The organism is Alphaproteobacteria bacterium LSUCC0396 (assembly GCA_041228345.1).
Classification (GTDB): domain Bacteria; phylum Pseudomonadota; class Alphaproteobacteria; order Puniceispirillales; family Puniceispirillaceae; genus UBA3439.
This window is the reverse complement of record CP166131.1, coordinates 243,892-268,361: the sequence shown is the minus strand read 5'-3', so window position 1 is coordinate 268,361 and position 24,470 is coordinate 243,892. Positions and strand designations below refer to the sequence as shown.

The 24,470-nt window shown below is 51.2% G+C and carries 28 protein-coding genes; 23 read left to right on the top strand and 5 right to left on the bottom strand.

Annotated elements, in window-relative coordinates; all coding sequences use genetic code 11:
* From AB8881_01345 to AB8881_01305, 9 genes are read left to right on the top strand one after another with little or no spacing between them, the layout of a single operon-like run.
* Positions 1–1,023, top strand: coding sequence for an FAD-dependent oxidoreductase (locus AB8881_01345; GenBank protein ID XDZ63561.1), 1,023 nt, complete (start codon positions 1–3; stop codon positions 1,021–1,023).
* On the top strand, positions 1,007–1,204 hold the full coding sequence (gene thiS / locus AB8881_01340; GenBank protein XDZ63560.1) for a sulfur carrier protein ThiS: 198 nt from the start codon (positions 1,007–1,009) through the stop codon (positions 1,202–1,204). The genes AB8881_01345 and thiS overlap by 17 nt, the downstream gene beginning before the upstream one ends.
* Position 1,205: 1 nt before the next feature.
* The gene (locus AB8881_01335; protein ID XDZ63559.1) at positions 1,206–1,979 is read left to right on the top strand and encodes a thiazole synthase; all 774 of its coding nucleotides are present in this window, start codon (positions 1,206–1,208) and stop codon (positions 1,977–1,979) included.
* Positions 1,976–2,584 carry a thiamine phosphate synthase gene (locus tag AB8881_01330; GenBank protein ID XDZ63558.1) on the top strand — a complete coding sequence of 203 codons (609 nt, stop codon included), beginning with the start codon at positions 1,976–1,978 and terminating at the stop codon, positions 2,582–2,584. The genes AB8881_01335 and AB8881_01330 overlap by 4 nt, the downstream gene beginning before the upstream one ends.
* Positions 2,581–3,567: a ThiF family adenylyltransferase gene (locus AB8881_01325; GenBank protein ID XDZ63557.1), complete on the top strand. Its 987-nt coding sequence runs from the start codon at positions 2,581–2,583 to the stop codon at positions 3,565–3,567. The genes AB8881_01330 and AB8881_01325 overlap by 4 nt, the downstream gene beginning before the upstream one ends.
* 1 nt (position 3,568) lies before the next feature.
* Positions 3,569–4,507, top strand: coding sequence for an ABC transporter substrate-binding protein (locus AB8881_01320; GenBank protein XDZ63556.1), 939 nt, complete (start codon positions 3,569–3,571; stop codon positions 4,505–4,507).
* Positions 4,504–5,178: a thiaminase II gene (gene tenA / locus AB8881_01315; GenBank protein ID XDZ63555.1), complete on the top strand. Its 675-nt coding sequence runs from the start codon at positions 4,504–4,506 to the stop codon at positions 5,176–5,178. Before AB8881_01320 ends, tenA begins: the two co-directional genes overlap by 4 nt.
* Positions 5,179–5,195: 17 nt before the next feature.
* Positions 5,196–5,954 carry an ABC transporter ATP-binding protein gene (locus AB8881_01310; protein XDZ64483.1) on the top strand — a complete coding sequence of 253 codons (759 nt, stop codon included), beginning with the start codon at positions 5,196–5,198 and terminating at the stop codon, positions 5,952–5,954.
* The gene (locus tag AB8881_01305; protein XDZ63554.1) at positions 5,951–6,691 is read left to right on the top strand and encodes an ABC transporter permease; all 741 of its coding nucleotides are present in this window, start codon (positions 5,951–5,953) and stop codon (positions 6,689–6,691) included. Before AB8881_01310 ends, AB8881_01305 begins: the two co-directional genes overlap by 4 nt.
* Here the strand turns inward: AB8881_01305 and queF are convergent.
* Positions 6,688–7,137 (bottom strand): preQ(1) synthase, encoded by a 450-nt coding sequence (gene queF / locus AB8881_01300; protein XDZ63553.1) that lies wholly within the window; start codon positions 7,135–7,137, stop codon positions 6,688–6,690. The genes AB8881_01305 and queF overlap by 4 nt on opposite strands.
* Before the next feature lie 320 nt (positions 7,138–7,457).
* On the opposite strand from queF, the gene speD reads away from it, so the two are divergent.
* The 5 genes from speD to AB8881_01275 all read left to right on the top strand — a co-directional run bounded on the left by speD (position 7,458) and on the right by AB8881_01275 (position 12,529).
* Positions 7,458–7,988: an adenosylmethionine decarboxylase gene (gene speD, locus AB8881_01295; protein XDZ63552.1), complete on the top strand. Its 531-nt coding sequence runs from the start codon at positions 7,458–7,460 to the stop codon at positions 7,986–7,988.
* Complete coding sequence (speE, locus tag AB8881_01290) at positions 7,985–8,833, top strand: polyamine aminopropyltransferase (GenBank protein XDZ63551.1); 849 nt, start codon at positions 7,985–7,987, stop codon at positions 8,831–8,833. The genes speD and speE overlap by 4 nt, the downstream gene beginning before the upstream one ends.
* 52 nt (positions 8,834–8,885) lie before the next feature.
* Positions 8,886–9,752 carry a DMT family transporter gene (locus AB8881_01285; GenBank protein XDZ63550.1) on the top strand — a complete coding sequence of 289 codons (867 nt, stop codon included), beginning with the start codon at positions 8,886–8,888 and terminating at the stop codon, positions 9,750–9,752.
* 183 nt (positions 9,753–9,935) lie between these two features.
* Positions 9,936–11,021, top strand: coding sequence for an NADH:flavin oxidoreductase/NADH oxidase (locus AB8881_01280; protein XDZ63549.1), 1,086 nt, complete (start codon positions 9,936–9,938; stop codon positions 11,019–11,021).
* 119 nt (positions 11,022–11,140) lie between these two features.
* Entirely contained in the window at positions 11,141–12,529 is a 1,389-nt protein-coding gene (locus AB8881_01275; GenBank protein XDZ63548.1) for a DNA polymerase IV, read from the top strand.
* Positions 12,530–12,570: 41 nt separating this feature from the next.
* On the opposite strand, the gene AB8881_01270 is transcribed toward AB8881_01275, so the two are convergent.
* Positions 12,571–13,152: a VOC family protein gene (locus AB8881_01270; GenBank protein ID XDZ63547.1), complete on the bottom strand. Its 582-nt coding sequence runs from the start codon at positions 13,150–13,152 to the stop codon at positions 12,571–12,573.
* Between the two features lie 111 nt (positions 13,153–13,263).
* A complete protein-coding gene (locus tag AB8881_01265) occupies positions 13,264–14,184 on the bottom strand; it encodes a pirin family protein (GenBank protein XDZ63546.1) in 921 nt (306 codons plus the stop codon).
* Between the two features lie 324 nt (positions 14,185–14,508).
* Between AB8881_01265 and AB8881_01260 the strand changes: the two genes are divergently transcribed.
* Positions 14,509–15,396 carry a DMT family transporter gene (locus AB8881_01260; GenBank protein ID XDZ63545.1) on the top strand — a complete coding sequence of 296 codons (888 nt, stop codon included), beginning with the start codon at positions 14,509–14,511 and terminating at the stop codon, positions 15,394–15,396.
* 45 nt (positions 15,397–15,441) lie between these two features.
* On the opposite strand, the gene AB8881_01255 is transcribed toward AB8881_01260, so the two are convergent.
* Positions 15,442–16,239, bottom strand: a complete 798-nt coding sequence (locus AB8881_01255) for an SDR family oxidoreductase (protein ID XDZ63544.1) — start codon at positions 16,237–16,239, stop codon at positions 15,442–15,444.
* A 191-nt stretch (positions 16,240–16,430) separates the two neighbouring features.
* Between AB8881_01255 and nthA the strand changes: the two genes are divergently transcribed.
* The 6 genes from nthA to AB8881_01225 all read left to right on the top strand — a co-directional run bounded on the left by nthA (position 16,431) and on the right by AB8881_01225 (position 21,805).
* Complete coding sequence (gene nthA, locus AB8881_01250; GenBank protein XDZ64482.1) at positions 16,431–17,102, top strand: nitrile hydratase subunit alpha; 672 nt, start codon at positions 16,431–16,433, stop codon at positions 17,100–17,102.
* Between the two features lie 12 nt (positions 17,103–17,114).
* Complete coding sequence (gene nthB, locus AB8881_01245; GenBank protein ID XDZ63543.1) at positions 17,115–17,792, top strand: nitrile hydratase subunit beta; 678 nt, start codon at positions 17,115–17,117, stop codon at positions 17,790–17,792.
* Positions 17,789–18,202: a nitrile hydratase accessory protein gene (locus AB8881_01240; protein XDZ63542.1), complete on the top strand. Its 414-nt coding sequence runs from the start codon at positions 17,789–17,791 to the stop codon at positions 18,200–18,202. Before nthB ends, AB8881_01240 begins: the two co-directional genes overlap by 4 nt.
* A gap of 332 nt (positions 18,203–18,534) precedes the next feature.
* Complete coding sequence (locus AB8881_01235) at positions 18,535–20,037, top strand: SulP family inorganic anion transporter (GenBank protein XDZ63541.1); 1,503 nt, start codon at positions 18,535–18,537, stop codon at positions 20,035–20,037.
* A gap of 308 nt (positions 20,038–20,345) precedes the next feature.
* Complete coding sequence (locus tag AB8881_01230) at positions 20,346–21,317, top strand: hypothetical protein (protein ID XDZ63540.1); 972 nt, start codon at positions 20,346–20,348, stop codon at positions 21,315–21,317.
* Complete coding sequence (locus AB8881_01225) at positions 21,239–21,805, top strand: DUF938 domain-containing protein (GenBank protein XDZ64481.1); 567 nt, start codon at positions 21,239–21,241, stop codon at positions 21,803–21,805. The genes AB8881_01230 and AB8881_01225 overlap by 79 nt, the downstream gene beginning before the upstream one ends.
* 359 nt (positions 21,806–22,164) lie before the next feature.
* Here AB8881_01225 and AB8881_01220 read toward each other — a convergent pair whose 3' ends face one another.
* The gene (locus tag AB8881_01220) at positions 22,165–22,578 is read right to left on the bottom strand and encodes a GFA family protein (GenBank protein ID XDZ63539.1); all 414 of its coding nucleotides are present in this window, start codon (positions 22,576–22,578) and stop codon (positions 22,165–22,167) included.
* A gap of 187 nt (positions 22,579–22,765) precedes the next feature.
* Here AB8881_01220 and AB8881_01215 point away from each other — a divergent pair, with 187 nt between their 5' ends.
* The gene (locus AB8881_01215; GenBank protein XDZ63538.1) at positions 22,766–23,458 is read left to right on the top strand and encodes an SDR family NAD(P)-dependent oxidoreductase; all 693 of its coding nucleotides are present in this window, start codon (positions 22,766–22,768) and stop codon (positions 23,456–23,458) included.
* A gap of 42 nt (positions 23,459–23,500) precedes the next feature.
* Positions 23,501–24,454 carry a DMT family transporter gene (locus AB8881_01210; GenBank protein XDZ63537.1) on the top strand — a complete coding sequence of 318 codons (954 nt, stop codon included), beginning with the start codon at positions 23,501–23,503 and terminating at the stop codon, positions 24,452–24,454.
* Positions 24,455–24,470: the final 16 nt, after the last annotated feature.

Here is a 24,470-nt window from a genome sequence, read left to right as displayed (position 1 = left end):
TTGGCAAAACCGCAAATCACGATCGTTGGTGGCGGCGTTGCCGGGCTTTGTCTCGCTGCTGAACTGGCTGAACGCGGCATGGCGTTTCGGTTGTTTGACCGCTATGGCCGTCCGGCAGAACATAGCTGCTCATGGTGGGCTGGCGGGATGCTGGCGCCATTTTGTGAGAGCGAGGCAGCTGAAGAGCCTGTGGTACGGCTTGGTCAGGAGGCTGCGGATTGGTGGCAGCGGCATAATGTTGATGTCAAACGGAACGGCTCACTGGTGCTAGCGCTTGGTCGTGATGGCGGTGAGCTTGACCGGTTTGCCCGCCGGACATCGCATTATGAATGGGTTGATTCAGATGGGGTGGCCGGATTAGAGCCAGATTTGGCCGGGCGTGCGCGGCGCGGGCTGTTTTTCTCGACCGAGGCGCATTTATCGCCGCGTGATGCATTGGCCTGTCTTGTTGGCGAGCTGGAAAGTCGCGATATCACGATTGAAACGGCGGATGGGCTGGATTTTCCGGATAATGATAATGTGGCCGGAGCGCCGTCACCGATTAGCAAGATCGACTGCCGCGGATTGTCGGCGGCGGATGCTTTGACCGATTTGCGCGGGGTTAAGGGTGAGATGCTGATGATCCGGTCAGCCGATATCCAGCTATCGCGGCCGGTTCGATTGCTGCATCCGCGAATCCCCATCTATCTGGTGCCGCGCGGTAATGGTGTATTCATGCTTGGTGCCACACAAATCGAGTCCGGTAACCGAAATGGGGCAACTGTGCGCTCGGTGCTTGAGCTATTGAGTGCCGCTTATGCGTTGCATCCGGCCTTTGGCGAGGCTGAAATTTTGGAGATCGGCGTTGATGCACGCCCCGCGTTTCCAGATAATTTACCGCGTATCAGACGGCGCGGTGACCGGCTTTATGTGAACGGATTGTTTCGACATGGTTTTTTGCTGGCACCAGCAATGGCACGAATGGCGGCCGATTATCTGTTTTCGGGTCAAACCCCAGAGGTAATGGATGAAAATTTCAATTAACGGTGTTGCAACAGAGGTAGCTGGGCGCAACCTTGAGGCGATTTTACAGGAAAATGGCTATGGGGATTCGCGCGTGGCGACAGCGGTAAACGGAAATTTTGTTCCGGTTAGCCAACGCGCCTCATGCCAGATTGAGGCCGGTGATGCGGTGGAAATTGTCGCGCCGCGACAAGGAGGATGATATGAGCAGTTTTTATGGCGTGGAATTGCCAACCGCCTTTATGCTTGGCACCGCAAATTATCCATCACCAGCCATCCTTGATGCGGCGTTTCGTCAATCTGCGGCGTCAGTCGCTACGGTATCGGTTCGCCGCGAGGCAGCCGGTGCGCGGGCAGGTGAGGGGTTCTGGCGCCTTATTCGCGAATTGGGGGTGCAGGTTCTGCCCAATACCGCCGGCTGTCACTCGGCCAGCGAAGCGGTCACAACCGCGCAAATGGCGCGTGAATTATTTGAAACTGACTGGATAAAGCTAGAGGTCATCGGGCATAGCGACAGCCTGCAACCCGATCCATTCGGTCTGGTCGAGGCCGCAACCATCCTATGCCGCGACGGTTTTAAGGTGTTTCCCTATACCACCGAAGATTTGGTGCTTGCCGAGCGTTTGCTGGATGCGGGGTGTGAAGTTCTGATGCCGTGGGGCGCGCCAATCGGTACCGGATTGGGGCTGATCAATCCCTATGGACTGCGCAGCCTGCGCGCGCAATATCCGGACGTGCCGATGGTGATTGATGCAGGTCTCGGTCTGCCATCTCAGGCGGCGCAGGCGATGGAGATGGGGTTTGATGCGGTGTTGCTGAATACCGCCGTTGCCAAGGCTGGTGATCCGGTGGCAATGGCTTGTGCCTTTGCCAAGGCCATCGAGGCTGGTCAGCTGGCAAAAACTGCTGATCCGATGGAACCGCGCGATATGGCTGCGCCATCAACCCCCTTAATTGGAAAGGCGTTTCTTCAATGAGTTTGGATCATGGCCTTGACCGGTTTTACCCTATTTTTGACCATCCTGACTGGCTGCAACGAATGTTGCCGCTTGGGGTAAAGCTGGTGCAGATGCGGATAAAGGATTTACCGGCCACCGAGGTACGGGCTTGCTTGCAGCGTGCCCAGCAATTATGTGATGCCGCTGGTGCCACAATGGTGGTGAATGATTACTGGGAAATTGCCATTGATCTTGGCTGTTCGTGGATCCATCTCGGTCAGGAAGATCTTGGCGATGCGGATATGGCGGCGATTAGGCGTGCCGGCCTTAAAATAGGTATCAGTACGCATGATGAGGAAGAACTGGAGCGTGCGCTTGCTGAACAGCCTGATTATGTTGCGCTGGGACCGGTCTATCCAACCATCCTGAAGAAAATGAAATGGGTTGAACAGGGGCTTGGCCGTGTAAGGCAATGGAAAGACCGGATCGGTGATCTGCCGTTGGTTGGCATTGGCGGAATGAACATTGACCGGGCACAAGGTGTCTATGCAGCCGGTGCGGATATTGTTTCGGTTGTGACCGACATTACCTTGAACGAAGCTCCGGAAACCCGCCTGAAAGGCTGGATAGAGGTAACCAGATGAGCAGGTATGACCGGCAAATCGGTGTTGCTGAATTTGGCAGTGATGGTCAGGTCAAACTTGCGGCGGCGCGTCTTTTGATTGTCGGTGCTGGCGGGCTAGCAAGTCCGGTATTGCAGTATCTGGCCGGAGCCGGGGTTGGTCATATCCGGCTGGTCGATCCTGATATTGTGTCGGTAACAAATATGCACCGCCAAACGATTTTTCGCTCAAGTGACCTTGGTATGGCAAAGGCGTCGGCAGCGGCCAGCCATATGGCCCGGTTAAATCCTGATTGCGAGATTACGCCGCTCACCGCTCAGGTAACGCCAGATACGATCAGTGCCTATGCAGCAGAGGTTGATCTGGTACTTGATTGTGCTGACAGCTTTGCCGTGAGCTATTGCATTTCGGATTATTGTTTGGTCAAGCGGCTGCCGTTTATTCACGCCTCGGTGGTTGGCATGGCCGGCTATGTTGGCGGTTTTTGCGAAACGGCGCCAAGTCTTCGCGCGGTTTTTCCTGATTTGCCGCAGCGTTTTGGCAGTTGTGCTGAAGATGGCGTTCTAGGGCCGGTCGTCGGTGTTATCGGTTCGTTGCAGGCACAAATGACGATCGCGGCGATTACCAGAGCGCAGCCATCGCCGCTGGGCCAGTTGGTTACATATGACGCGGTTGGAAACCGGTTTGGTGGGTTTCGGTTTGATCACGCCGAAGAACCTAAATCTGGGTTGCCCTTCATCAGCCCATCTCAAATTCAGCCGCATGATTTCGTGATTGATCTTAGGACGCCGGATGAGGCGGGGCTGGTAACGCCCGGTGCCACGCGCCTTGCACTTGATCAGATAAACACAGATTTACCGCTCACTGGCATCGCACGCGTTGTGCTTTGTTGCCGGTCTGGACAACGGGCCTGGGTGGCGGCGGAAAAATTGTCTGGCTTTTGGCCGGGCGTAATTTCATTAATCGCCGTTGGTGATCCAAATTTTACGGAAAAAGAGGTTTAAAATGTATCGTTATCTCATTGTTATATTTGCTCTATTATGTTCATCTCCAGTGCAGGCTAAAGATCAGGTCACGCTGTTGCTGGACTGGTTTATCAATCCTGATCATGGGCCGATTATCATCGCTCAGGAAAAGGGCTACTTCGCCGATGCTGGCCTTGAGGTTGAGGTTATCGCGCCAGCTGATCCAGCTGATCCGCCAAAGCTTGTTGCTGCCGGAAAGGCTGATCTGGCGGTGTCATACCAGCCGCAATTGCATCTTCAAATTGCCGAGGGCATGCCCTTGATCCGTGTTGGAACCCTAGTCGCGACGCCGTTAAACTGTTTGCTGGTGCTAAAAGATGGCAACATCAAAACAGTGGCTGATTTGAAAGGCAAGAAAGTTGGCTTTTCGGTTGCCGGTGTTGAAGAGGCGCTATTAACCACGATTTTGGCGCGCAATGGCTTGGCTATGTCTGATATTGAACTGGTGAATGTCAATTGGTCGCTGTCACCGTCCCTGATGTCAAAACAGGTCGATGCGGTTATCGGAGCCTTTCGGAATTTTGAATTGAATCAAATGGATATTGAAGGCGTCCCCGGTCGCTGTTTCTATCTCGAAGAAGAGGGGCTACCAGCCTATGACGAGTTGATTTATGTCGCCAATCCAGACCGTATGAACAAAGACGTGGTGCGCCGCTTTTTACAGGCAACCGAGCTTGCAACCCAGTATATCGTCAATCACCCTCAGGAAAGCTGGGAGATTTTCAAAGGGACAGCCAAGGAACTGGATGACGAGCTGAACAAGCGGGCGTGGAATGATACATTGCCGCGTTTTGCGTTGCGTCCCGAGGCGTTGGATGAGGGGCGCTACAGCCGGTTTGAGGCGTTTTTAAAGGAAGCGGGCCTGTTAAAGGATATCCGTCCCGTATCCAAAATTGCTGTTGATCTGGGGGCAGAATGACAGATTACGGAGCAAGTTTTGGCGCATGGCGAGCGGCGAGTGGTACCGCGTGGCAAGATTATGTCTGCCATGATTTTGTAACGCAATTAGGCGATGGCAGCCTGCCTGAATCCGCCTTTTTGCATTATCTGGTGCAAGATTACCTGTTCCTGATCCATTTCTCACGCGCATGGGCATTGGCCGTAACCAAGGCTGATGAGGTCGCAGAGATGCGCACCTGTGCGGCGACGGTAAATGCGTTGGTCAATGACGAGATCAGTTTGCATATCCGTATTTGTGCCGAGGCGGGCATTGATGAGGCGACCTTATTCGCCGCCGAGGAGGCAACCGCCAATATTGCCTATACGCGCTATGTCATGGATGCCGGACATTCAGGCGATTTTCTGGATCTAATGGCGGCCTTGGCCCCTTGTGTTCTGGGCTATGGCGAGATTGGCGCACGGTTGCTGGCAGCGGATAAAAAAACGCCTTATCGCGATTGGATCGAGACCTATGGCGGCAGCGATTATCAGCAGGTTTGCCATGATGTGGGTGCATTGATTGATGCGGCGGTTTTGTGCCGGCTGGGGGACCAGCCAGCCGCCAGTCCGCGATGGCCGGCTTTGTGTAAACGGTTTGTTACCGCAACACGGCTTGAGGCTGGGTTTTGGCAAATGGGACTTGATGGGTGACCGGCAAAAACGTCAAAATGGCGCCGCGTCGCAAAGCCGGAACACCGCCAGACATCCCCAGTCCGGCATTGCAATTTACCGGCAGCGCCAAAATCGCCGGAACGCAAATTTTTGATAAGCTAGACCTGCCGATTGCCGCCGGTAAATGGACCTGTCTGCTGGGGCCGTCCGGTGTTGGCAAGACAACGATATTGCGGTTGCTTGCTGGTCTAAGGGATCATATCGACCATGATGGGCAGATTTCGGCGGATGATCATCAGATGATTGCTGGCCGGATCAGTCTTATGGCGCAAACTGATAACCTGATGCCGTGGCTGGATGTGCATGATAATATCGTCATTGGCAGCAGGCTGCGTGGCGATGAAATTCAGTCAGAAAAGGCTGAGATGCTGATCGAGCAGGTTGGCTTGACCCCGCATCGTCATAAAAAGCCCAATGCCTTATCTGGCGGCCAGCGGCAACGGGTTGCATTGGCGCGCACCTTGATGGAGGAGCGGCCAATTGTCCTTCTTGATGAACCGTTTTCGGCGCTTGACGCCAAGATCAGAGCCGAAATGCAGGAACTGGCGGCACGGCTTTTTGCTGGCAAGACTGTTTGTTTGATTACCCATGATCCGGGCGAGGCGGCACGTCTTGGCGATGTCATATTTGTGATGAATGTGAACGGGTTGCAATCTATTGAGCCACCATCATCTAGGGTAATTCGTGATTATGACGCGCCTGATGTTCTGGCTTGTCAGGGGCGGCTTTTGCGGCTGCTGCGTGAGATGCTATGATCCGGGCGCTTCGCATCGCTGGCGTAACAGCATTGATCCTATTGCTGTGGCATTTTCTGGTTTTGGCAACAGGCCTGCCGGCATTTATTTTGCCATCACCAGCGCGCGTGGCGACGGCACTTTTCAGCAATCTGGAATTAATTGGGCATCATGCCAGCGTGACTATGGCCGAGGTGATGATCGGGCTATTGCTCGGGACGCTTTTGGGGGTGGTAACGGCCATCAGTCTTGCGATGTCGCCACTGGCGCGGCTGGTGGTTCGTCCGATGATGGTGCTTAGTCAGGCATTGCCGGTATTTGCGCTGGCACCGGTTCTAACATTGTGGCTCGGCTATGGGTTATGGCCAAAAATCATCATGGCGCTGCTGATTATTTATTTTCCAGTAACATCTGCGTTTTTTGACGGGTTGATGCAGACGCCGCGCGGCATGCTTGATCTTGCCAAGGTAATGCAGGCGCGATCGTGGCATATCATGCGACATATCCGGATTCCAGCCGCAATACCGGCATTGGCATCTGGCCTGCGTCTGGCGGCCGTCTATGCCCCGATTGGCGCGATCATTGGCGAATGGGTCGGGGCATCGCAAGGGCTGGGTTATTTAATGTTGCTGGCAAATGGCCGGGCGAAAATCGATCTGATGTTTGCCGCATTGATTGTGTTGGCAGTGCTTACGCTATTGCTGCATGGGTCGGTTGACCGGTTATGCCGTTATGTCGTCCAGCGGCAAAACAGCTAGCCGCGCCCACGGTAACCGGCAACGCCCTGATCCGGCACCCATGTGCCTTCGGGGATTGTGCCATGTTGCCAGAACACATCAATTGGAATGCCGCCACGCGGGTACCAATATCCGCCAATCCGCAGCCACCGCGGTGATAACAGCGCGATGAGTTCCTTGGCAATATCGACTGTGCAGGCCTCGTGAAAGGCCTGATGGTTGCGAAAGCTGCCAAGATATAGCTTTAGCGACTTTGACTCGACCATCCATTGATCGGGGATGTAATCAATCACCAAATGCGCAAAATCAGGCTGAGCTGTCACCGGGCAGAGCGAGGTGAATTCCGGCTGGGTAAAACGCGCAACAAAATTACAATCAGGGTGCGGATTAGGCACGCGTTCCAATTCGGCCTCTTCCGGGCTGTTTGGTAATTTTGAGGCTTGTCCAAGCGCTTTTAAATTGTCCATTTCATCCTCGTGCTGCGACGCTGCCGCGCAATCAAAGTGGCGCGGCTAATCCAAGGCTAATATGCCGCTCGTCAGAGGGTTAGCCGTAACCAAGCATTATGGTCAAGCCTCTTTTTATGAAAATGGCGCGATGGTGTAAGCCGAAAAAACTAAGATGACGCGAAATAAATATTAGAAATTTGAAATTTATTGCTTGTGCTTTCATGACAAGATCGCTAACGGATGCGCGTTGCGATGACCGACCCCAGCTCATAGCTATTCTTACATGGGGGGCGCTAAGGCATTGCTGGTTCATCTACTAGTTCAAGAAGGGGTGCGTCATGGATAACGCCAACCTTTTCCAACTGGGGATAGGTCTGGCAACGGGCGCCCAAGCGGAAGATATCGACTGCAGCAATGCTGCTGCGCGTAACCAACATACACAAAAACCTAACCACGGATTGAAACTGGTTACCGACGAGGCGCGGGAGGATCATTTCATCCGTCGTGATGGCAAGGTCTTTGCCGGAACGCACCTGATTATCGAGGTGGTGGACGGGAAGGGTCTTGATGATGAGGACCTGATACAATCGGCGTTTCGGCGTTGTGTTGATGAATGTGGCGCAACACTGCTTCATATTCATACGCATAAATTCAGCCCGCAAGGCGTTTCTGGTGTCGCGGTTCTGGCAGAAAGCCATATTTCGGTTCATACATGGCCGGAAATTGGGTATGCCGCGTTTGATGTGTTTATGTGCGGTGATGCCCAGCCATGGAACGCGGTTGGCGTTTTGGCCGATGCGTTTGACACAAACGACATTCGGGTCCGTGAATTACTGCGCGGTGATGGCGTTGTGGGGGCAATGCTATGAGCGCGCGCTTTACCGAAACCCTGCATGGTGATTATGCGCAGTCACTCGCCGTTGAAAATGTCCTTTATGACAATAACAGCAGCCTGCAACATATTCAGGTGTTCGAGAATAAGCGGTTTGGTCGTGTGCTAACGCTTGATGGTGTTGTGCAGACAACTCAAGGCGACGAGTTTATCTATCACGAAATGCTGACTCATGTGCCAATTCTGGCGCATGGCAATGTTCGCAATGTTCTGGTGATCGGCGGGGGTGACGGCGGCATGGCGCGTGAAGTTTTGCGCCATAAATCGGTTGTAAACGTCACAATGGTTGAAATCGACGCCGGGGTTGTGGAGTTTTCAAAGACCTATCTGCCAAGCCTGTCAAATGGTGCTTTTGATGACCCGCGCCTGAATTTAGTGATTGCTGATGGCGCTGATTTCATGGCGAATTCACCTGATCAGTTTGACGTTATAATCATTGATTCGACTGATCCTGTTGGCCCGGGCGAGGTGCTGTTTACCGACAGTTTTTATGGTCACGCGAAACGCCGTCTGGCTGAGGGCGGTATTCTGGTTACGCAAAATGGTGTTCCGTTCATGCAGCCGGATGAATTGACCGGTACAATGCGCGCTTTTCAAGCGCTTTTTGCTGACTGGGGATGCTATGTTGCCAGTATTCCAACCTATGCTGGTGGCCCAATGGCGTTTGGGTGGGGCAGTGATGCAACCGCCGCGAAGACTGTCGATGTCGAGGTTTTGCGCGCACGTCTTGATGCCGCAAATCTTGATCTCAACTATTATACGCCAGCCGTTCACAAAGCTGCCTTTAGCCTGCCGCGCTATATCGAAAAGCTATTGCCCTAACGGCGGCAAGGTTGCTTAATAGGCCCTGTTACCGCAGTAACGGGGTCTTTTTATGATATCTGCTAATGCCAAAGGCGCCGTTTTAATGACAGTTGCACGTGTTGCCTTTGTCACTAACGACATTTTCATGAAATTCCTGTTCGTTGACATGTCGGTATTTCAGGCGATGTTTTTGCGCGGCACTGTGGCGGTGCCGATTATTGCGGCTTTGGCATGGTACCGCGACTGTCTTTTTGTTCGTCTGGGTTTCGCGGATTTCGGCTTGTTATCGGTTCGAGCGGCGGCGCAAATCGGCATGGCAAGCTGTTTTTTGACGGCGCTTGCGCATATGCCGATTGCCAATGTCTCGGCGATCATGCAGGTGGTGCCCTTATCGCTTACTGTCGTCGCAACGCTGTTTCTTGGTGAAATGATCGGATGGCGGCGTTGGAGTGCGGTCATTATCGGGTTTTGCGGCGTGTTGATGGTTATTCGTCCCGGGACGGATGATTTTAACGTCTATTCAACGCTTGCTGTTGGTGCTGTGGGTTTTGCCACGCTGAATGATGCGGTAACACGCCATCTGCCAAACCGCGTACCAGCACTATTTGCAGCATTGTTTACAGCCGCTGCTGTTTGCCTTTTTAGTGGTGCCGTTACAGTGACGATACCGTGGCAAATAATCAGCCCTTATAATTGGCTTGTTCTGTCATTCTGCGGCCTTAGCGTCGCTGCAGGTTATTTTTTTCAGGTGATGACAATGCGATTTGGCGATCTGAGTTTTGTCGCGCCATTTCGATATGTTGGTCTGGTATGGGCAATCGCGCTTGGTGCGTTGCTGTTTGGTGAATGGCCGGATAGCTGGACATGGATCGGCGCAATCATTGTCGTTGCTACTGGTCTTTATTCCTTTTACCGCGACCAAATGTGGCGCGCATAAAAGGGGGGAGGCTGCCGCTAGATAGCCGATAAATACCAAAACCTATGCCCACGCTCACGGGGGGGGGGACTGGGACTGGCGGGTTTTCGGGGCAGATTTAGTGGTAATATCCACCGGTTTCATTACAATATGCGCATCCGGTGAACACGCGTTCAGGTCACTTATTTTTTAGGAGCAAAATTTATGTCTAGCCGTCTATTTACCCCGATCAAACTGTCTGGATTAGGCCTTGCTAACCGTGTTGTGGTGGCACCAATGTGCCAATATTCAGCCATCGATGGAACGATGAATGACTGGCATCTGGCAAATTTGGGACAATTTGCGATGAGTGGGCCGGGGCTGATCATTATCGAGGCAACGGGGGTTGAGGCGGCTGGGCGCATCACGCATGGCTGTGTCGGGCTATATTCGGATGAAAATGAAGCAGCGATGAAGCGGGTCGTTGATTTCTGTAAATCGGTTGGGCATAGCAAAATTGGTATCCAGCTTGGTCATGCTGGCCGCAAAGCATCAAGCCAGCGCCCATGGGAAGGCGGTAATGCATTGCCGGCCGATGGCTCAACTCCCCAAGCCGCTTGGCCGACATTTGCGCCATCGGCAATCCCGTTTGCCGAGGGCTGGCACACACCCGAGGCATTGGATGATGCTGGTTTGGCGCGGATTAAAGAGGGGTTTGTCTCATCTGCTGAGCGTGCCGTTAGAATGGGCATTGATGCGATCGAGCTGCACGCCGCCCATGGCTATCTTCTTCATCAGTTCCTGTCGCCGATCAGCAACCAGCGTGATGATGCCTATGGCGGTTCGTTGGAAAACCGGATGCGCTATCCGCTAGAGGTTTTTGCAGCGGTTAAGGCGGTTGTGCCGGCTGAAATGCCAGTGCTGGTGCGGGTGTCAGCATCAGATTGGGTTGATGGCGGCTGGGACGTTTTGCAAACCATAGAGTTTGCCAAGGCGCTTGATGCGGCCGGCTGTGCCTCGATCCATGTTTCAAGTGGCGGTAATTCATTGGCGCAGAAAATCGACATTGGCTATGGCTATCAGACCGATCTTGCGAAACAGATCCGTGACGCGGTCGAGATGCCGGTCATTGCCGTAGGGATGATTACTGATCCGTTGCAGGCCGAGACCATTATTCGCACAGGGCAGGCTGATTTGGTGGCGTTGGCACGTGAATTTCTGCGTGACCCGCATTGGACATGGCGGGCGGCCAAGGCGCTGCGCAGTACATCATCTGTGCCCAACCAATATGCACGCGCGGTTAGTTTCTAGATAAAATAGTCTAGACGTGCAGAATAAGCGTGCAGTGTAGGCGTGCAGGCTAAACGGGCGGCGAGGGTGAACGGGCGGCCCGTCATTTACGTTTTCATGAGAGGATAAGGGCTGCAAATATGGCCGGTCATAACAAAGCTGCCGCTTATGCAATGTTGTGCCGTGATTGCGGGACGGCGGGTCATGTCGGCAATCTTGGCCCGCTGGAAACCTGCCCTATATGTCAATCTGCCAATATCCGTACGCATCCTGATTTATTCTCGCTGACGATTGCGCATATTGATTGTGATGCCTTTTATGCATCAATTGAAAAGCGTGATAATCCGGCACTGGCTAACAAGCCGGTCATCGTTGGGGGTGTTGATCGCGGCGTTGTTGCGGCGGCGTGCTACATCGCCCGCCAGTTCGGCGTGCGCTCGGCAATGCCCGCATGGCAGGCGTTAAAACGTTGCCCTGATGCGGTGGTCATCCGGCCAAGAATGGATCGCTACATTGCGATCGGTCAGGAAATCAGAGAAAAGATGCTGTCGTTGACGCCATTGGTTCAGCCATTGTCAATCGACGAGGCGTTTCTTGATCTTGCTGGCACGCAAAAGCTGCATTGTGCCAGTCCGGCAGAGGCGCTGCACCATCTGCAACAAGAGATCAAACGCGATATCGGTATTTCGGTTTCGGTCGGACTTAGTGGCACAAAATCGCTGGCAAAGATGGCGTCTGATCGGGATAAGCCTGACGGGTTTTTCGTAATTGGCACGCGCGAGGCGCAGGCATGGCTTGCCCCGCAGCCAGTTTCAATTCTTTACGGGATTGGCAAATCGGCAATCGCGCGGCTTCATGCGATTAACGTGTTTACTTGTGATGATCTTGTAAAAGGCGATCCAAAATTGCTGTCGAATGTTCTTGGCAGTCAGACCTTCACTGTGATGAATCTTGCCAAGGGTATTGATCTGCGTCCGGTTGTGGCCGAACGTGCAGTAAAATCATTATCGAATGAGACCACCTTTGCCAAAGATCTGTCCGCGCTAGAGGCGCTGGAAACCGAGCTTGAATTTCTGTGTCAAAAACTATCGGCAAGGTTAAAGGCAAAACGACTTGCGGGCGGTACGGTAACCTTGAAATTAAAACTGGCAAATCACCGCATCATTACCCGCAGCCGAACCGTGCCAAGCCGGATAGATAAAGCCTATCACCTGTTTGATATAGGCCGTGAATTATTAAAGAATGAAGTTAAAAAATCCAGATCATACAGGCTCTTGGGGATAGGTGTTGATAATCTTGGTGACGTTGGGGATGCGCGGTTGTTCGATCTTGATGGCGGCGCCGATGACAAGCGTAACAGACTTGAGGCGGCGGTAGATCAGCTGCACCAGAAATTGGGGTTTGATGCGCTGCAAACTGGGCGACAATTCTCGCGTGCACAAGCAAGATTAACGGCCACAAAGACCGCCGCAGCAAACAACCCAAACATCTTGCCCGAGGATGATGGCCGGTCCAAGCCGGATGAATGAGTGTCGATCCGCCTAATAACCAGTCTAAACTGATAACCAGTCTAATAGGGGTTTTTTGGCTCACGATCTGTGGATAGGGATTGCGTTTTCGCATGGGCAAGCTGTTCAATCGCATCGGCGATATGAATTCGATCAATGGTGCTGTCACCGGCGGCAATCCGAATGTGATGTGCGGCGGTTAATACCTCGGTATGTGTTGACCCTGCGGGCGGTTCAAACCGGTAGGATGCCAACTCGATCAATAATCCAAGTGGATCGCGGAAATAGATTGAGTCCATAAATCCCCGATCTTTCGCGCCTGAATGTTTGATCTTGCGCGCGTCCAGCCGTTCAACCGCTTGCCAGAAACTGGCTTGTGAAATGGCAAAAGCGATGTGGTGAACCTGCCCCGGTGCTTGGGGTAACCGGGTCATCTTTGCAAGGCGGCTTTCATCGGTAAAGATGGTGATTAATCGGCCATCGCCCGGATCAAAGTAAAGATGGCCTTCGCTTGGATTGTCCAAATTGGGCTGTTCGAAAACAAATGGCATACCGAGGATGCCTTCCCAGAAATCAATCGATGTTTGCCGATCTGCACCGATAAGCGTGATGTGGTGCACTCCTTGAGATTGGATCTTGCGCATTATGTCTGCCCGTTCTTCTCTATATTTTCGCCGGATGTTGTTGCTGGCATGGTGTGTCTGTTCCGATAAACACTCATAATTCCTGCCGTAACCAGGTGGCGTGTTAATTAATCACCAGCCAGCTGCGCCAGTTTTGATAAATGTACCATTGTTTAATTCGCGCATGGCCTGTTGTAACTCTGCCTGAGTGTTCATCACAATCGGCCCATGCCAGGCAACCGGCTCACGAAGCGGTGCTCCGGATATCAGCAAAAAGCGAACTCCCTCATCGCCTGACGTCACGGCGACTTCGTCCCCGGCGCCAAAAACGACCAATGTACGGTTACCGGATAAATCCCGAATTTCCAGCTCTTCGCCATTGAACTCTTTTTCGACCTTCACCCCAAACGGGTTAGAGGCGTCTTTGAACCGCGCGCTGCCCACAAAAATATAGGCAAAGCCTTGTCGCCTTGTATCGAATGGAAACCGTTTAAAACAACGTGGGGGTAGGGTGATATCCAGATATTGCGGGTCTGCGGCTATGCCGTCAACTGGCCCGCGATAGCCGCGATAATTACCGGCGATAATCCGGATTTTGCTGTCATCATCATCGTGCAGTTCAGAGATTTCCTGCGACTTGATGTCTTGATAGCGCGGCGTTGTCATCTTTTGCGACGACGGCAGGTTTGCCCAAAGTTGAAACCCGTGCATTGCCCCATTTTTGTCACCCTTTGGCATCTCTTGATGGATAATGCCAGAACCGGCAGTCATCCACTGAATATCGCCGCCACCAAGCGTGCCGACATTGCCAAGACTATCGCCGTGATCGACCGTTCCTTTTAACACATAGGTGATCGTCTCAATGCCGCGATGCGGATGCCACGGAAAGCCGTTTTTATAAAGCGCCGGATCGTCATTCCGAAAATCATCCATCATCAAAAACGGGTCAAACGGCTTGGTATCACCAAAACCAAAAATACGGTGAAGATGAACACCGGCACCTTCCATGGTGGGGCGCGCTGTGCTCGACATTTTTACGGGACGAATTGACATGAGTGACTCCGAGTTTGAAACAAGCCTGAACGAAAAATTACGGCGGTAAACGTCCGTCTGAAAATCCAATTGAGGGTGCACTTTACTCGTCTTTACCGCATTTATCAGCGGGGGAATCAGAAAAGAACTTTTGCGTTATTAATAAAAATCACCTGCTATTATTGCGAATTAAGGGGTGAGTCGCAGTATTTTTTCTTGTTGTCTTGTCGAGGGATCAAGCGCATAAGCAAATCAATTTCACCTGTTCCCGCTCATCCCGACGTGTCGGAACGAACAGGGTTTTGACAATAGAACGCCATTGCAACCGCCATCAGGTTAAAAAATATGAAATTAACAGACAATGTTTTTGGCGCCATCTTGATGGCGGTGAGTATGCTGTCGTTCATCAGCAATGACGCGTTGATGAAATTTTTGTTTCAGACTATTTCGGTCGAGCAAGGTATTTTCATGCGTGGTCTGGTGTCAGTGCCGCTGTTGGCGCTGATTGCTTATCTGCGCAAAAGCCTGTTTGTGCGGATTGATTGGCGTAACTGGCGGGTGATTTTAACCCGCGCATTTGCCGAGCTTGCTGCAACGATGGCGTTTCTAACCGCATTATCAAATATGCCGCTGGCAAACATCACCGCTATTTTACAGGCGTTACCATTGACGGTAACCATGTTTGCGGCAATCTTTTTTGGCGAGCAGGTGGGCTGGCGGCGTTGGGGTGCCATCCTTGCCGGATTTATTGGCGTCTTGATCATTATCCGGCCCAGTGACGATGGTTTTAATGAATATGCGGTTCTGGCGATTGTTGCTGTTGCTTGTGTCACTGTGCGTGACGCGATTACGCGCCGCCTTGACCGGTCGGTTCCGTCTTTGTTCGTGGCATTTATTTCGGCAATTCCAATTTTTATTTATGGCGGGGTTGCAACCGCGACAACGGGGTGGACGGTTGTTTCAGGTACGATGATCGGCATCGTCGTGGTGGCGGCGATTGCGATAACCTGCGGCTATCTGTTTGCGGTTATGGCGATGCGCAATGGCGAAATTAGCTTTGTCGCACCATTTCGTTATACTGGCATGATCTGGGCAATTCTGTTTGGGTTCTTGCTATTTGGCGATTTGCCCGATGCGGCAACAATCCTTGGCACAATGATCGTAATCGGCATGGGGGTTTACGCCTTTCACCGGGAACGGATACGGCAAAGGGCCAGCGCATCATCCGCCTGACGGGACGCTGGCCCCTCCAGTCTAAGCTGGTTTTAATGCAGTGACTTAAACGACAGGACAGCTGCCGCCATCCACATTGATTGCCGTGCCGTTTATGTATGACCCGGCATCCGACGCCAAGAAGGTTGCCATATTGGCAAATTCTTCAGCCGTACCAAACCGCCTGATATTTAGGCCCGCAGCGGCATCGGCGTACCATTCCTCTAGCGTGAGGCCACGCGGATCAGCGGCGTGCCGTTTTTCCCATTGATCACTGCGAATTCGCCCGACAAGTAATCCATTGACCAAAATATTATGGCTGGCATTTTCGTTTGCCAGAATTTTGGTCAATGCCATACCGGCGGCACGGCTGACAGCGGTTGGCGCGCCGCCTGCATTTGGTGCTTTTGCCCCAAGATTTAACACATTGATAATGCGCCCCCATTTACGTTCGCGCATACCAGGGATCAGAAGACGAGACAGCCGGATCGCCGAGAATAGTTTTAGGTCAAGGTCATCTTGCCATAACGCGTCACTGACCTCGAGAAAATCACCGCGCTGTGATGTGCCGGCATTGTTCACCAGAACATCAACATGGCCAAAGGCTGACACAATTTCGGCAACAACATTTTGGCAATTTTTGTCATGCCGGATATCGGCAGATAGGGCAATGACACGGCCGGTCGCTCCAGCCTTTTGACCTTCGGCCTCGATCTCGGCTTTGGCCGCATCCAGCACGTCCGTGCGGCGTGCAACAATCGCAACATTTGCACCTGATTTCAGGAAATTCTTGGCAATGGCTTTGCCAATACCGGCACTGCCGCCGGTGATGATGGCATTACGCCCATCCAGTCTCGCTTGCATTTACTCACCTATACCTAACTTTAAAATCGGCAATCCTGCCAAATGATGTTGTACACACCATATAGGCTTTGCCGGATTTGCCAAGCGATCCAGATCAATAACTGCTGTATTTCGGTTTCTGAAGGGCAGCTTTTCAACCAAAGACGGGTTCACCTATGGACGAGACAGACGATCCAATGCTAGGATTTAGCATGCCGCACGATCACCATGATGAGGCTCATGCCCACGCGCTATTACCGTCTGAACCTGCATTGCGGGTCAAGGCGCTGGAGACTATTCTCACCCGTAAGGGCCTGATTGATCCAGCCGCGGTTGATGCAATCATTGATATCTACGAGCATCAGATTGGTCCACGAATCGGGGCGGGGCTGGTGGCGCGTGCTTGGGTTGATCCAGTGTTTAAGGCCCAGCTGGTAAATAACACCGATGGCATTCTGTCTGACCTTGGCTTTGGCGGCCGGCAGGGTGAGCATATCGTTGTCGTTGAAAATACGCCTGACTGTCATAATCTGGTCGTTTGCACCTTATGTAGCTGTTATCCGTGGCCCGTTCTTGGGGTGCCGCCTGCATGGTATAAATCTGACGCTTACCGCAGTCGTGCTGTGCGTGAACCGCGCGCGGTATTGGCTGAATTTGGCCTGATGATCCCGCCTGAGCAGACCATTCGGGTGTGGGATTCAACGGCTGAAATCAGGTATCTGGTTCTGCCAATGCAGCCTGCCGAGAGTGTTGGTCTCGATGAAGTGGCGCTTGCAGGCTGGGTTCATCGCAATTGCATGATTGGGACCGGCTTGCCATCTCCTCCTGCTATGGCTATGCCCGATATGGCTGCTCCTGATACAGCATCAACAGATCATGATTGAAAGGGGGCGGTGATGAAACCACATCATGACATGGGCGGCGATCAATCTGGGCCGATCAAGCCTGACCACCCGAATGATCCGGTTTTTGAAACGCCGTGGCACAAGCGTGTATTGGGGCTGACTGTGGCTGGTGGCGCGATGGGCGCGTGGAATATCGACGCATCGCGGTTTTGGCGTGAAACCCTGCCCAAGGATGATTATCACTCTTTTAGTTACTATGAAAAATGGCTGGCTGCATTGACCAATCTCTTTGTCGCCAAAGGATTTGTGACGCGTGATGAAATCGCTGCTGGTGGCTATGATGGCCCCCAGCAAAATCTGCGTGATGGCGTGCTTCGCGCCGCTGCGGTTCCGCTTATGCTCGCGACTGGTGCCAAGGCGTCACGCCCCGCCATGGCCGAACCGCTATTTCGGCGCGGTCAAAAGGTTCGTACCCTATTACCTGATGATACCAAGATGCAGATGCCAGGCCATACGCGGTTGCCGCATTATGCCGCTGATAAAATTGGCACGATATTGTTCTCCCATGGCTATCATGTATTACCCAACAGTAACGCCCATTTTCTCGGGGAATGCCCCGAGCCACTCTATTCGGTGGAGTTTTCAAGCGCAGATCTTTGGGCTGATGGCAATGGTAATGACAAGGTTGTGGTTGATTGCTGGCAAAGCTATTTGGTGCCGAGCGAATGAGTGCTGTAAAGCCCGCCATTGAGCGAAGTAGCAAATCCGAAAGCGCGCCCAATAACGGATATGGCGCGGCGCGGGCAGCAGGCATTGCGGCGCTGCTGCCTGATCAGCCCTTTGATGCGCCATGGCACGCCGAAGTCTTTGCGCTTGCCGTGCATTTGAATGAGGCGGGCTATTTCTGCTGGCAAGACTGGGGCAGCCGTTTTGGCAAAAATCTTGCTGCGGCGTCATCTGCCAAGGCTGGCGGGCTTAATGGTGGTGATGATTACTATCAGATATGGCTTGAAACCCTGATTGGCTTGATGCAGGAAAAGGACATTGTTGATCCTGAAATATTGACCGCGTTGGAATTGCAATGGCGTGACGCCTATCTCGCGACGCCGCATGGCGAACCGGTGCATCTAAAAACATAAAAATGTCACGATCATGCAGGCCATGCCGTGCGCTGTCAGACTTAGGGTCATGGTCGATTTCGGAGCTTATGACCAATTTGAAGTGTGATTGCAGCTTAAACCGCAGAGTTTTCTTTTCGTAAAATGGCGATCGCCGCTGCCTGATTGCAGATCGGCGGTGGCTTTATTGGGCAAAGTCTTTATAAGGCTAGTCTCACAAACAAAAAAGCGAGTTCGTTTTGCGCCCTAGTTTCTTTTCCCGGTTACCCAATTTGTTGTTGGGCGCCGCGCATGATGCTGATCACCCTCAGACCCTAAGCCTCCGTCAAATAAATCTCGATGTACTCTCAGGTTTGACTGTATCGCTGGCGTTAGTGCCTGAGGCAATTGCCTTTGCCTTTGTTGCTGGTGTTGTGCCACTTGTTGGGCTTTATGCGGCCTTCATAGTTGGCTTGATTACCGCAATTTTTGGTGGTCGTCCGGGCATGATTTCGGGGGCAACTGGCGCGCTGGCCGTGGTTATGGTGGCGCTTGTTGCCCAGCATGGTGTTCAATACCTGTTCGCGACAGTCATCCTGATGGGGCTTTTGCAGCTGTTTGCCGGGGTAATGCGTTGGGGCAAATTCATCCGTATGGTGCCGCATCCGGTGATGCTTGGCTTTGTGAACGGGCTGGCGATTGTCATTGGCCTTGCACAGATTGATCAGTTCAAAATTACTGACGCTTCAGGCCAGCGCGACTGGTTGGCAGGTGAGGCATTAATCCTGACCGGCGGTCTGGTTGCGGCGACTATGATTTTGATCTGGGTGACGCCGCGGTTAACGCGGCTTGTGCCGGCGCCATTGCTAGCAATCGGGGTTGTGACCGCGGTTGTGCTTGGCTTTGATCTTGACGTTCAGCGCGTTGGTGATCTTGCCAGCTTATCGGGTGGTTTACCTAGTTTTGCTATTCCTGTGGTGCCAATGACGTTGGAAACACTGATCATTATTTTTCCCTATGCGTTGATATTGTCGGCCATCGGATTGATTGAAAGCCTGTTGACGTTAAACCTCGTTGGAGAATTGACCAATCAGCGTGGCGGTGCGTCGCAGGAATGTTTGGCCCAAGGCGCAGCCAATTTATGCACCGGCTTTTTTGGGGGTATGGGCGGCTGTGCGATGATTGGCCAGTCGATGATTAATGTGAAATCAGGCGGACGAAGCCGTATTTCGGGCATTGTTGCTGCATTGTTTCTATTATGTTTTATCCTTTTTACCGGCCCGGCCATTGAATTGATTCCAATTGCAGCACTGACTGGCGTGATGTTCATGGTTGTGATCGGCACATTTGCTTGGAGCTCGCTGAAAAGTTTGCTGATTGTCCCGCGTGCTGATGCGTTGGTAACGATCGTTGTAACCTCCGTCACAGTTGTCGAGGATTTAGCAGTCGCGGTTGTGGTTGGCGTGATCATGTCGGCGTTGGTCTATGCATGGAACGCCGCGAAACGGATTGATGCGTCAACCCGGCCTTCAGTGCGCGAGGCAGGGGCGTTAGTCTATGATATCCAAGGTCCATTATTTTTTGGCTCGGTTACCAGTTTTCATGAATTATTCGATATCAAGAATGATCCGGATAGAGTCATTATTGATTTTGCGGCATCGCGTATTGTCGACCAGTCAGCCCTGCAGGCGATTGAGGATGTTGCAGCGAAATATGCTGCTGCTGGAAAGACTTTGTTTCTGCGGCATTTATCGCGTGACTGTCACCGGTTATTATCGAAATCGGGTCAATTGATCATCGATAGTGATGATGACCCTGACTATGGGATTGCGGTCGATTACGGCGTTAAACTTGGCATCCTGGAAGCAAAACATTGATTGGCATCAGGGGAGGTCACTGGTGCATTAGGTTTGTAATCGGTGAGATTAGAAAAGGGGGTGGCTATGTTCACTCCATGCCGATGCCCACGTCAGGTGCCCGTTGCCCATGCCCGTGCCAGTTATCCGTGCCAGCGCATAATGCGGTAAAGGTTTTCTGGATGACTTTTATGGTACAAATCAGGCATCCGTTTGATGTGCTTTATAGAAAATTCTTGCGTTGGATTTATTTTTTTAGGGTTGGTTTATTGCTCATCATTCCAAAATTTTCGGTCCGGTCGACTGGTAAAGCGGCTATGGGCGGCGCCATGCGCAAATGGCTAATTGGTCTTTTTTTCTGCGCGGTTTCGGGTGGTCTGGCGGGGTGTGTTACGCCTGATCAGGGTTATGAAGATGCTGTCTCAGCGCAACGTGCGGCTGGCTATCAGTGGAAGCAGCTTGAAAAATGCCGGCCGCCAAAAGACGATGCGCTTGCCGCGCCAATCATCATCAATGGATCAACCAAACTTGTTTGTGGCACGCTGGTACCGCCACAGGCCAAAAGCGGCAAAGACAAAACCACGGGTGAGGGACAAAATAAGGTCATTTTTGCCAGCAATGCGGCGTTAAAGCAATCAGATGCCAGTAACGCATCATCAGGTTCTTCAGGAAACAACGCATCGAGCGCGACTTCAGGCGCGGCATCCGGAACCGGATCGGCGGCTGACGGCAATGCTGACGGTGCTGGGTTTAATGCAATCGAGGATGACCCGCTTATTGTTGATGTGTCTGACATCGCCGATAGTGACGGGATGGGTAACGCCCAACTGCAGTGGCAGATATCTACAGACAGCAAAGACTGGGTAAATATTTCAGGGGCCGTGCAACAATCATTTACCCCGCGGGAGATTCATTTTGGCAAATATTTGCGCGTTGTTATTTCCTATGTTGATGGTCAAGGAAAGCTCGAAACATTGACCAGCTCGCCACCCTCGCCGGTTAAGAATGTCAATGACAAGCCTACAGGCACGCCGCGGCTTTCTGGTGTGCCGTGCAAAAAGGGCACCCTTGTTGTCGATACCAGCCTGATCTCAGATGAGGACGGAATTGGCAATTATGAAATTATCTGGCAGCAATCAGAAACCCAGAATGACTGGCAGATGTATCCGAATGCTGATGGCGGTGTGCTGCAGCTCAAGCCGCTGAACGAAATTCAGGCCACATCATTGAGCTTGTTCGCAGTTACGCGCCGGAAAGTGGTAATGCTCTGGAAATTGCAAGTGGCACCGGCCAACACATAGTTGAGCTTGCCGCCGCTGTTCCCGGCTTGATCTGGCAACCGTCTGACATAGACGAGACCCGCTTGAGTAGCATTGCATCAAGGTGTCTCGCAAAACAGTTAACAAACCTTTTGCCGCCTATAAGACTGGATGTAACAGATAAAGGCTGGTCAGCCTTTTGCCCCAATCAAGACTTCATCTTGTTGGTTAATCTGTTGCACCTTGTCAGTGCGGCTGAGGTAAGGGCGATCGTAAGCGGTATATCTCAATCCTTAGCTGAAAATGGGCGTTGCGTCATTTACGGTCCTTTTATGCGAAATGGCGTTCTCAGCAGCAGTGGTGACAAGGCCTTTCATCAAAGCTTGATAGAGGCTGATCCCGATATTGGTTATAAAGATGATGCTTGGATGTTCGATCTCTTCAGTCGACAAAGCTTGAAGATTATCAAAACTCTGGAAATGCCAGCCAATAACTTGGCGTTCGTTATGGAGAAGGGTAGCATCAATTAATTCATACTGGAGAAAGGTACTTCCATAGACGCTATTAAGCGGGTTATGCGCTAGCCCAACATTCCGCTAGCGGCAGAATTTAAATTAATATTTCGCTTCGGAAATAAGCAATAAATAACTGTTTTATTTGTTTTTAAATCTCAATAAAATTAATGCCACTAAGCCAGAGCCCATCGCAGCCATAACCAATATCAACGGGCTGTGCCAATCATCTGGACTGGTAATAAAGAATGCAAAAAATAGGCCCGCAAACACCAGTAGAAAATCATATATTGGATTGCCTTTGAATTTGTGATCAGGGTTTTTCAAGTTAACAATCTGATCCTTTTTGGTAACTATCAAGTCTGAAGAAAAATTAATTATTTTTTTGGTGGTCGTTTTTCAAAGGCAGGAAGGCCATCTGGCAAGTGATGAAATGGTTGGATGTCACAAGTAAATATAGCTGCTTGTGCTGAGAATGCTGATGGGTCATCCAGTGTCCCAACTTTTACAATCATTGAGTTTGGACGAGCGGGGCTCTCGGTTCCCATCGCCGTTCCGCAGTTTTCGCAAAAATGTCTAGTGACAGGCGTCTCAAGATCAGCTCTTGCAAACTTTTTTGCATTACCCTCTACGTAGCGAAATGCATTTTTAGGAAACACCATAACAATGTTTGGGTTACCGCCAGTGATGTACTGGCATTCTCGGCAGTGACACTGAAATGCAGCCTCGGCTTGCCCACTAATTTCATACTTAAGGCTGCCACAATAGCAACGTCCTGTGGTTTTCATCATCGTTTCTCCAAAATAATTTCTGTATGAAACCCTGACAGAAAACAAAGTCGGCGCATAGGCCAAATAATTAAGTCGAGGTAACTAACGAACTGAGAGATTTGCTCTTGTGCTTCGGTTAATTTTCCTTGACCTTAAGAATAGCTGTTAGATTTTTTTATGATATCTCTGTTTTTGTGGAGGCCATTTTATGGCTCAGGATAAAGAAACGTGTATTATAGTTGGCGCAGGAAGTGGCTTAAGCGCATCTCTGGCTAGGCTGTTTAGTGCAGAAAATATGTCTGTTGTCTTGGCAGCGCGTGATATCCAAAAATTGAAGGGTTTGAGAGAAGAGATCAACTGTGATTTGGTGCAATGCGATGTGACTAACATTGATCAAGTTGAGAGTCTATTTGCTCAAACTGACCAAATTTTAGGTAAGCCATCAGTTGTAGTTTACAATCCTTCAGCGAGAATCAGAGGCGACATAACAAGCCTTGATCCGGCAAAGACAAAGTTAGCACTCGAAACAACGTGCTATGGAGCGTTTTTAGTTGCTCAACAAGCTGCCATCCGAATGACCAAGATCGGTCGTGGAAGTATCTTCTTTACTGGCGCTTCAGCTGGAATAAAAGGTTTCCCAAACTCTTCAGTATTTGCAATGGGTAAATTTGGCCTCCGTGGTCTGGCGCAATCCTTGGCTAGGGAGTTGCAACCAAAAAATATTCACGTTGCACATTTCGTTATCGATGGCGGCATTTCCTCTGAGTCACGACCTGATACTGGAGAACAAACGCTTTTGGATCCAGATGAAATTGCAAAGACTTACCTTCATTTCCATCGCCAAGATCGCAGCGTTTGGTCTTGGGAAATTGAACTGAGACCTTGGGTTGAGAAGTTTTAGGGCTTAAGCGCTCATTAAACGTGGCGATTCAACAGCTATAATTTGCCCAAAACAGCTTCACCAGGATCAGGTCTCATCATTTTGCCGATAAGTAACATTCAAAAAGAAAATTTTCTTGGCAGCTTTTTGATGGTGGTTGCAATGGCAACATTTGCTGTCGAAGATAGTGTGATAAAACTTGTTTCGTCAGCGTTGCCAGTTGGACAGATTCTATTTCTGCTAGGTTTTGGCGGAGCTCTGACATTTTCTGGATTGGCTTTGATCCTGCGAAAAGAGATTTTTTCATTGGTTTTTTTTACCAAGCCAATGCATTTTCGCGTGGTGTCTGAATTAACAGGTCGTATATTTTACTCATCCGCGCTTGCTTTGACACCTTTAGCCTCATCTACAATGATCCTACAGGCAACTCCACTTGTTGTTGTGGTTGGCGCAGCTGTATTGTTCAAAGAAAAAGTTGGTGCTCTGCGGTGGGCTGCCGTTCTGCTTGGCTTCGTTGGCGTTTTGATCATAGTTGACCCTGCCGGTGATAGCTTCTCATTCTTGTCAATTTTGGCGGTGCTAGGAATGTTTGGTTTTGCGGGTCGAGATCTTGCTAGCCGGGCGGTGCCAAAGTCATTGAATATTTATACTCTTGGGGTGCACGGCTTTATGTCGATTGCCCTGTCAGGCCTCGCTTTAAGCTTTTTCTTCAATGAACCATTTATCTGGCCGGACGCCAGTTCTTGGCTTTATCTGCTTCTAGGTGTTTTTCTTGGTACAATTGGATACAGCTCAATCATCTCAGCAATGCGGATTGGTGAGGTGTCTGCAATCACGCCTTTTAGATATTCACGGATCATTTTTGGTGTAGCAATCGGTGTTTTATTCTTTGGAGAGAACATCACATCAACTGCGGCCATTGGTTGCGGGCTAATTGTATTGTCTAGTTTTATCGTTCTATATCCACGCCGCCACAAACAGGATCAGCGCGATCTCAAAAGCACAGACGAGGAATAGGGTGAGTTTGCGGTTC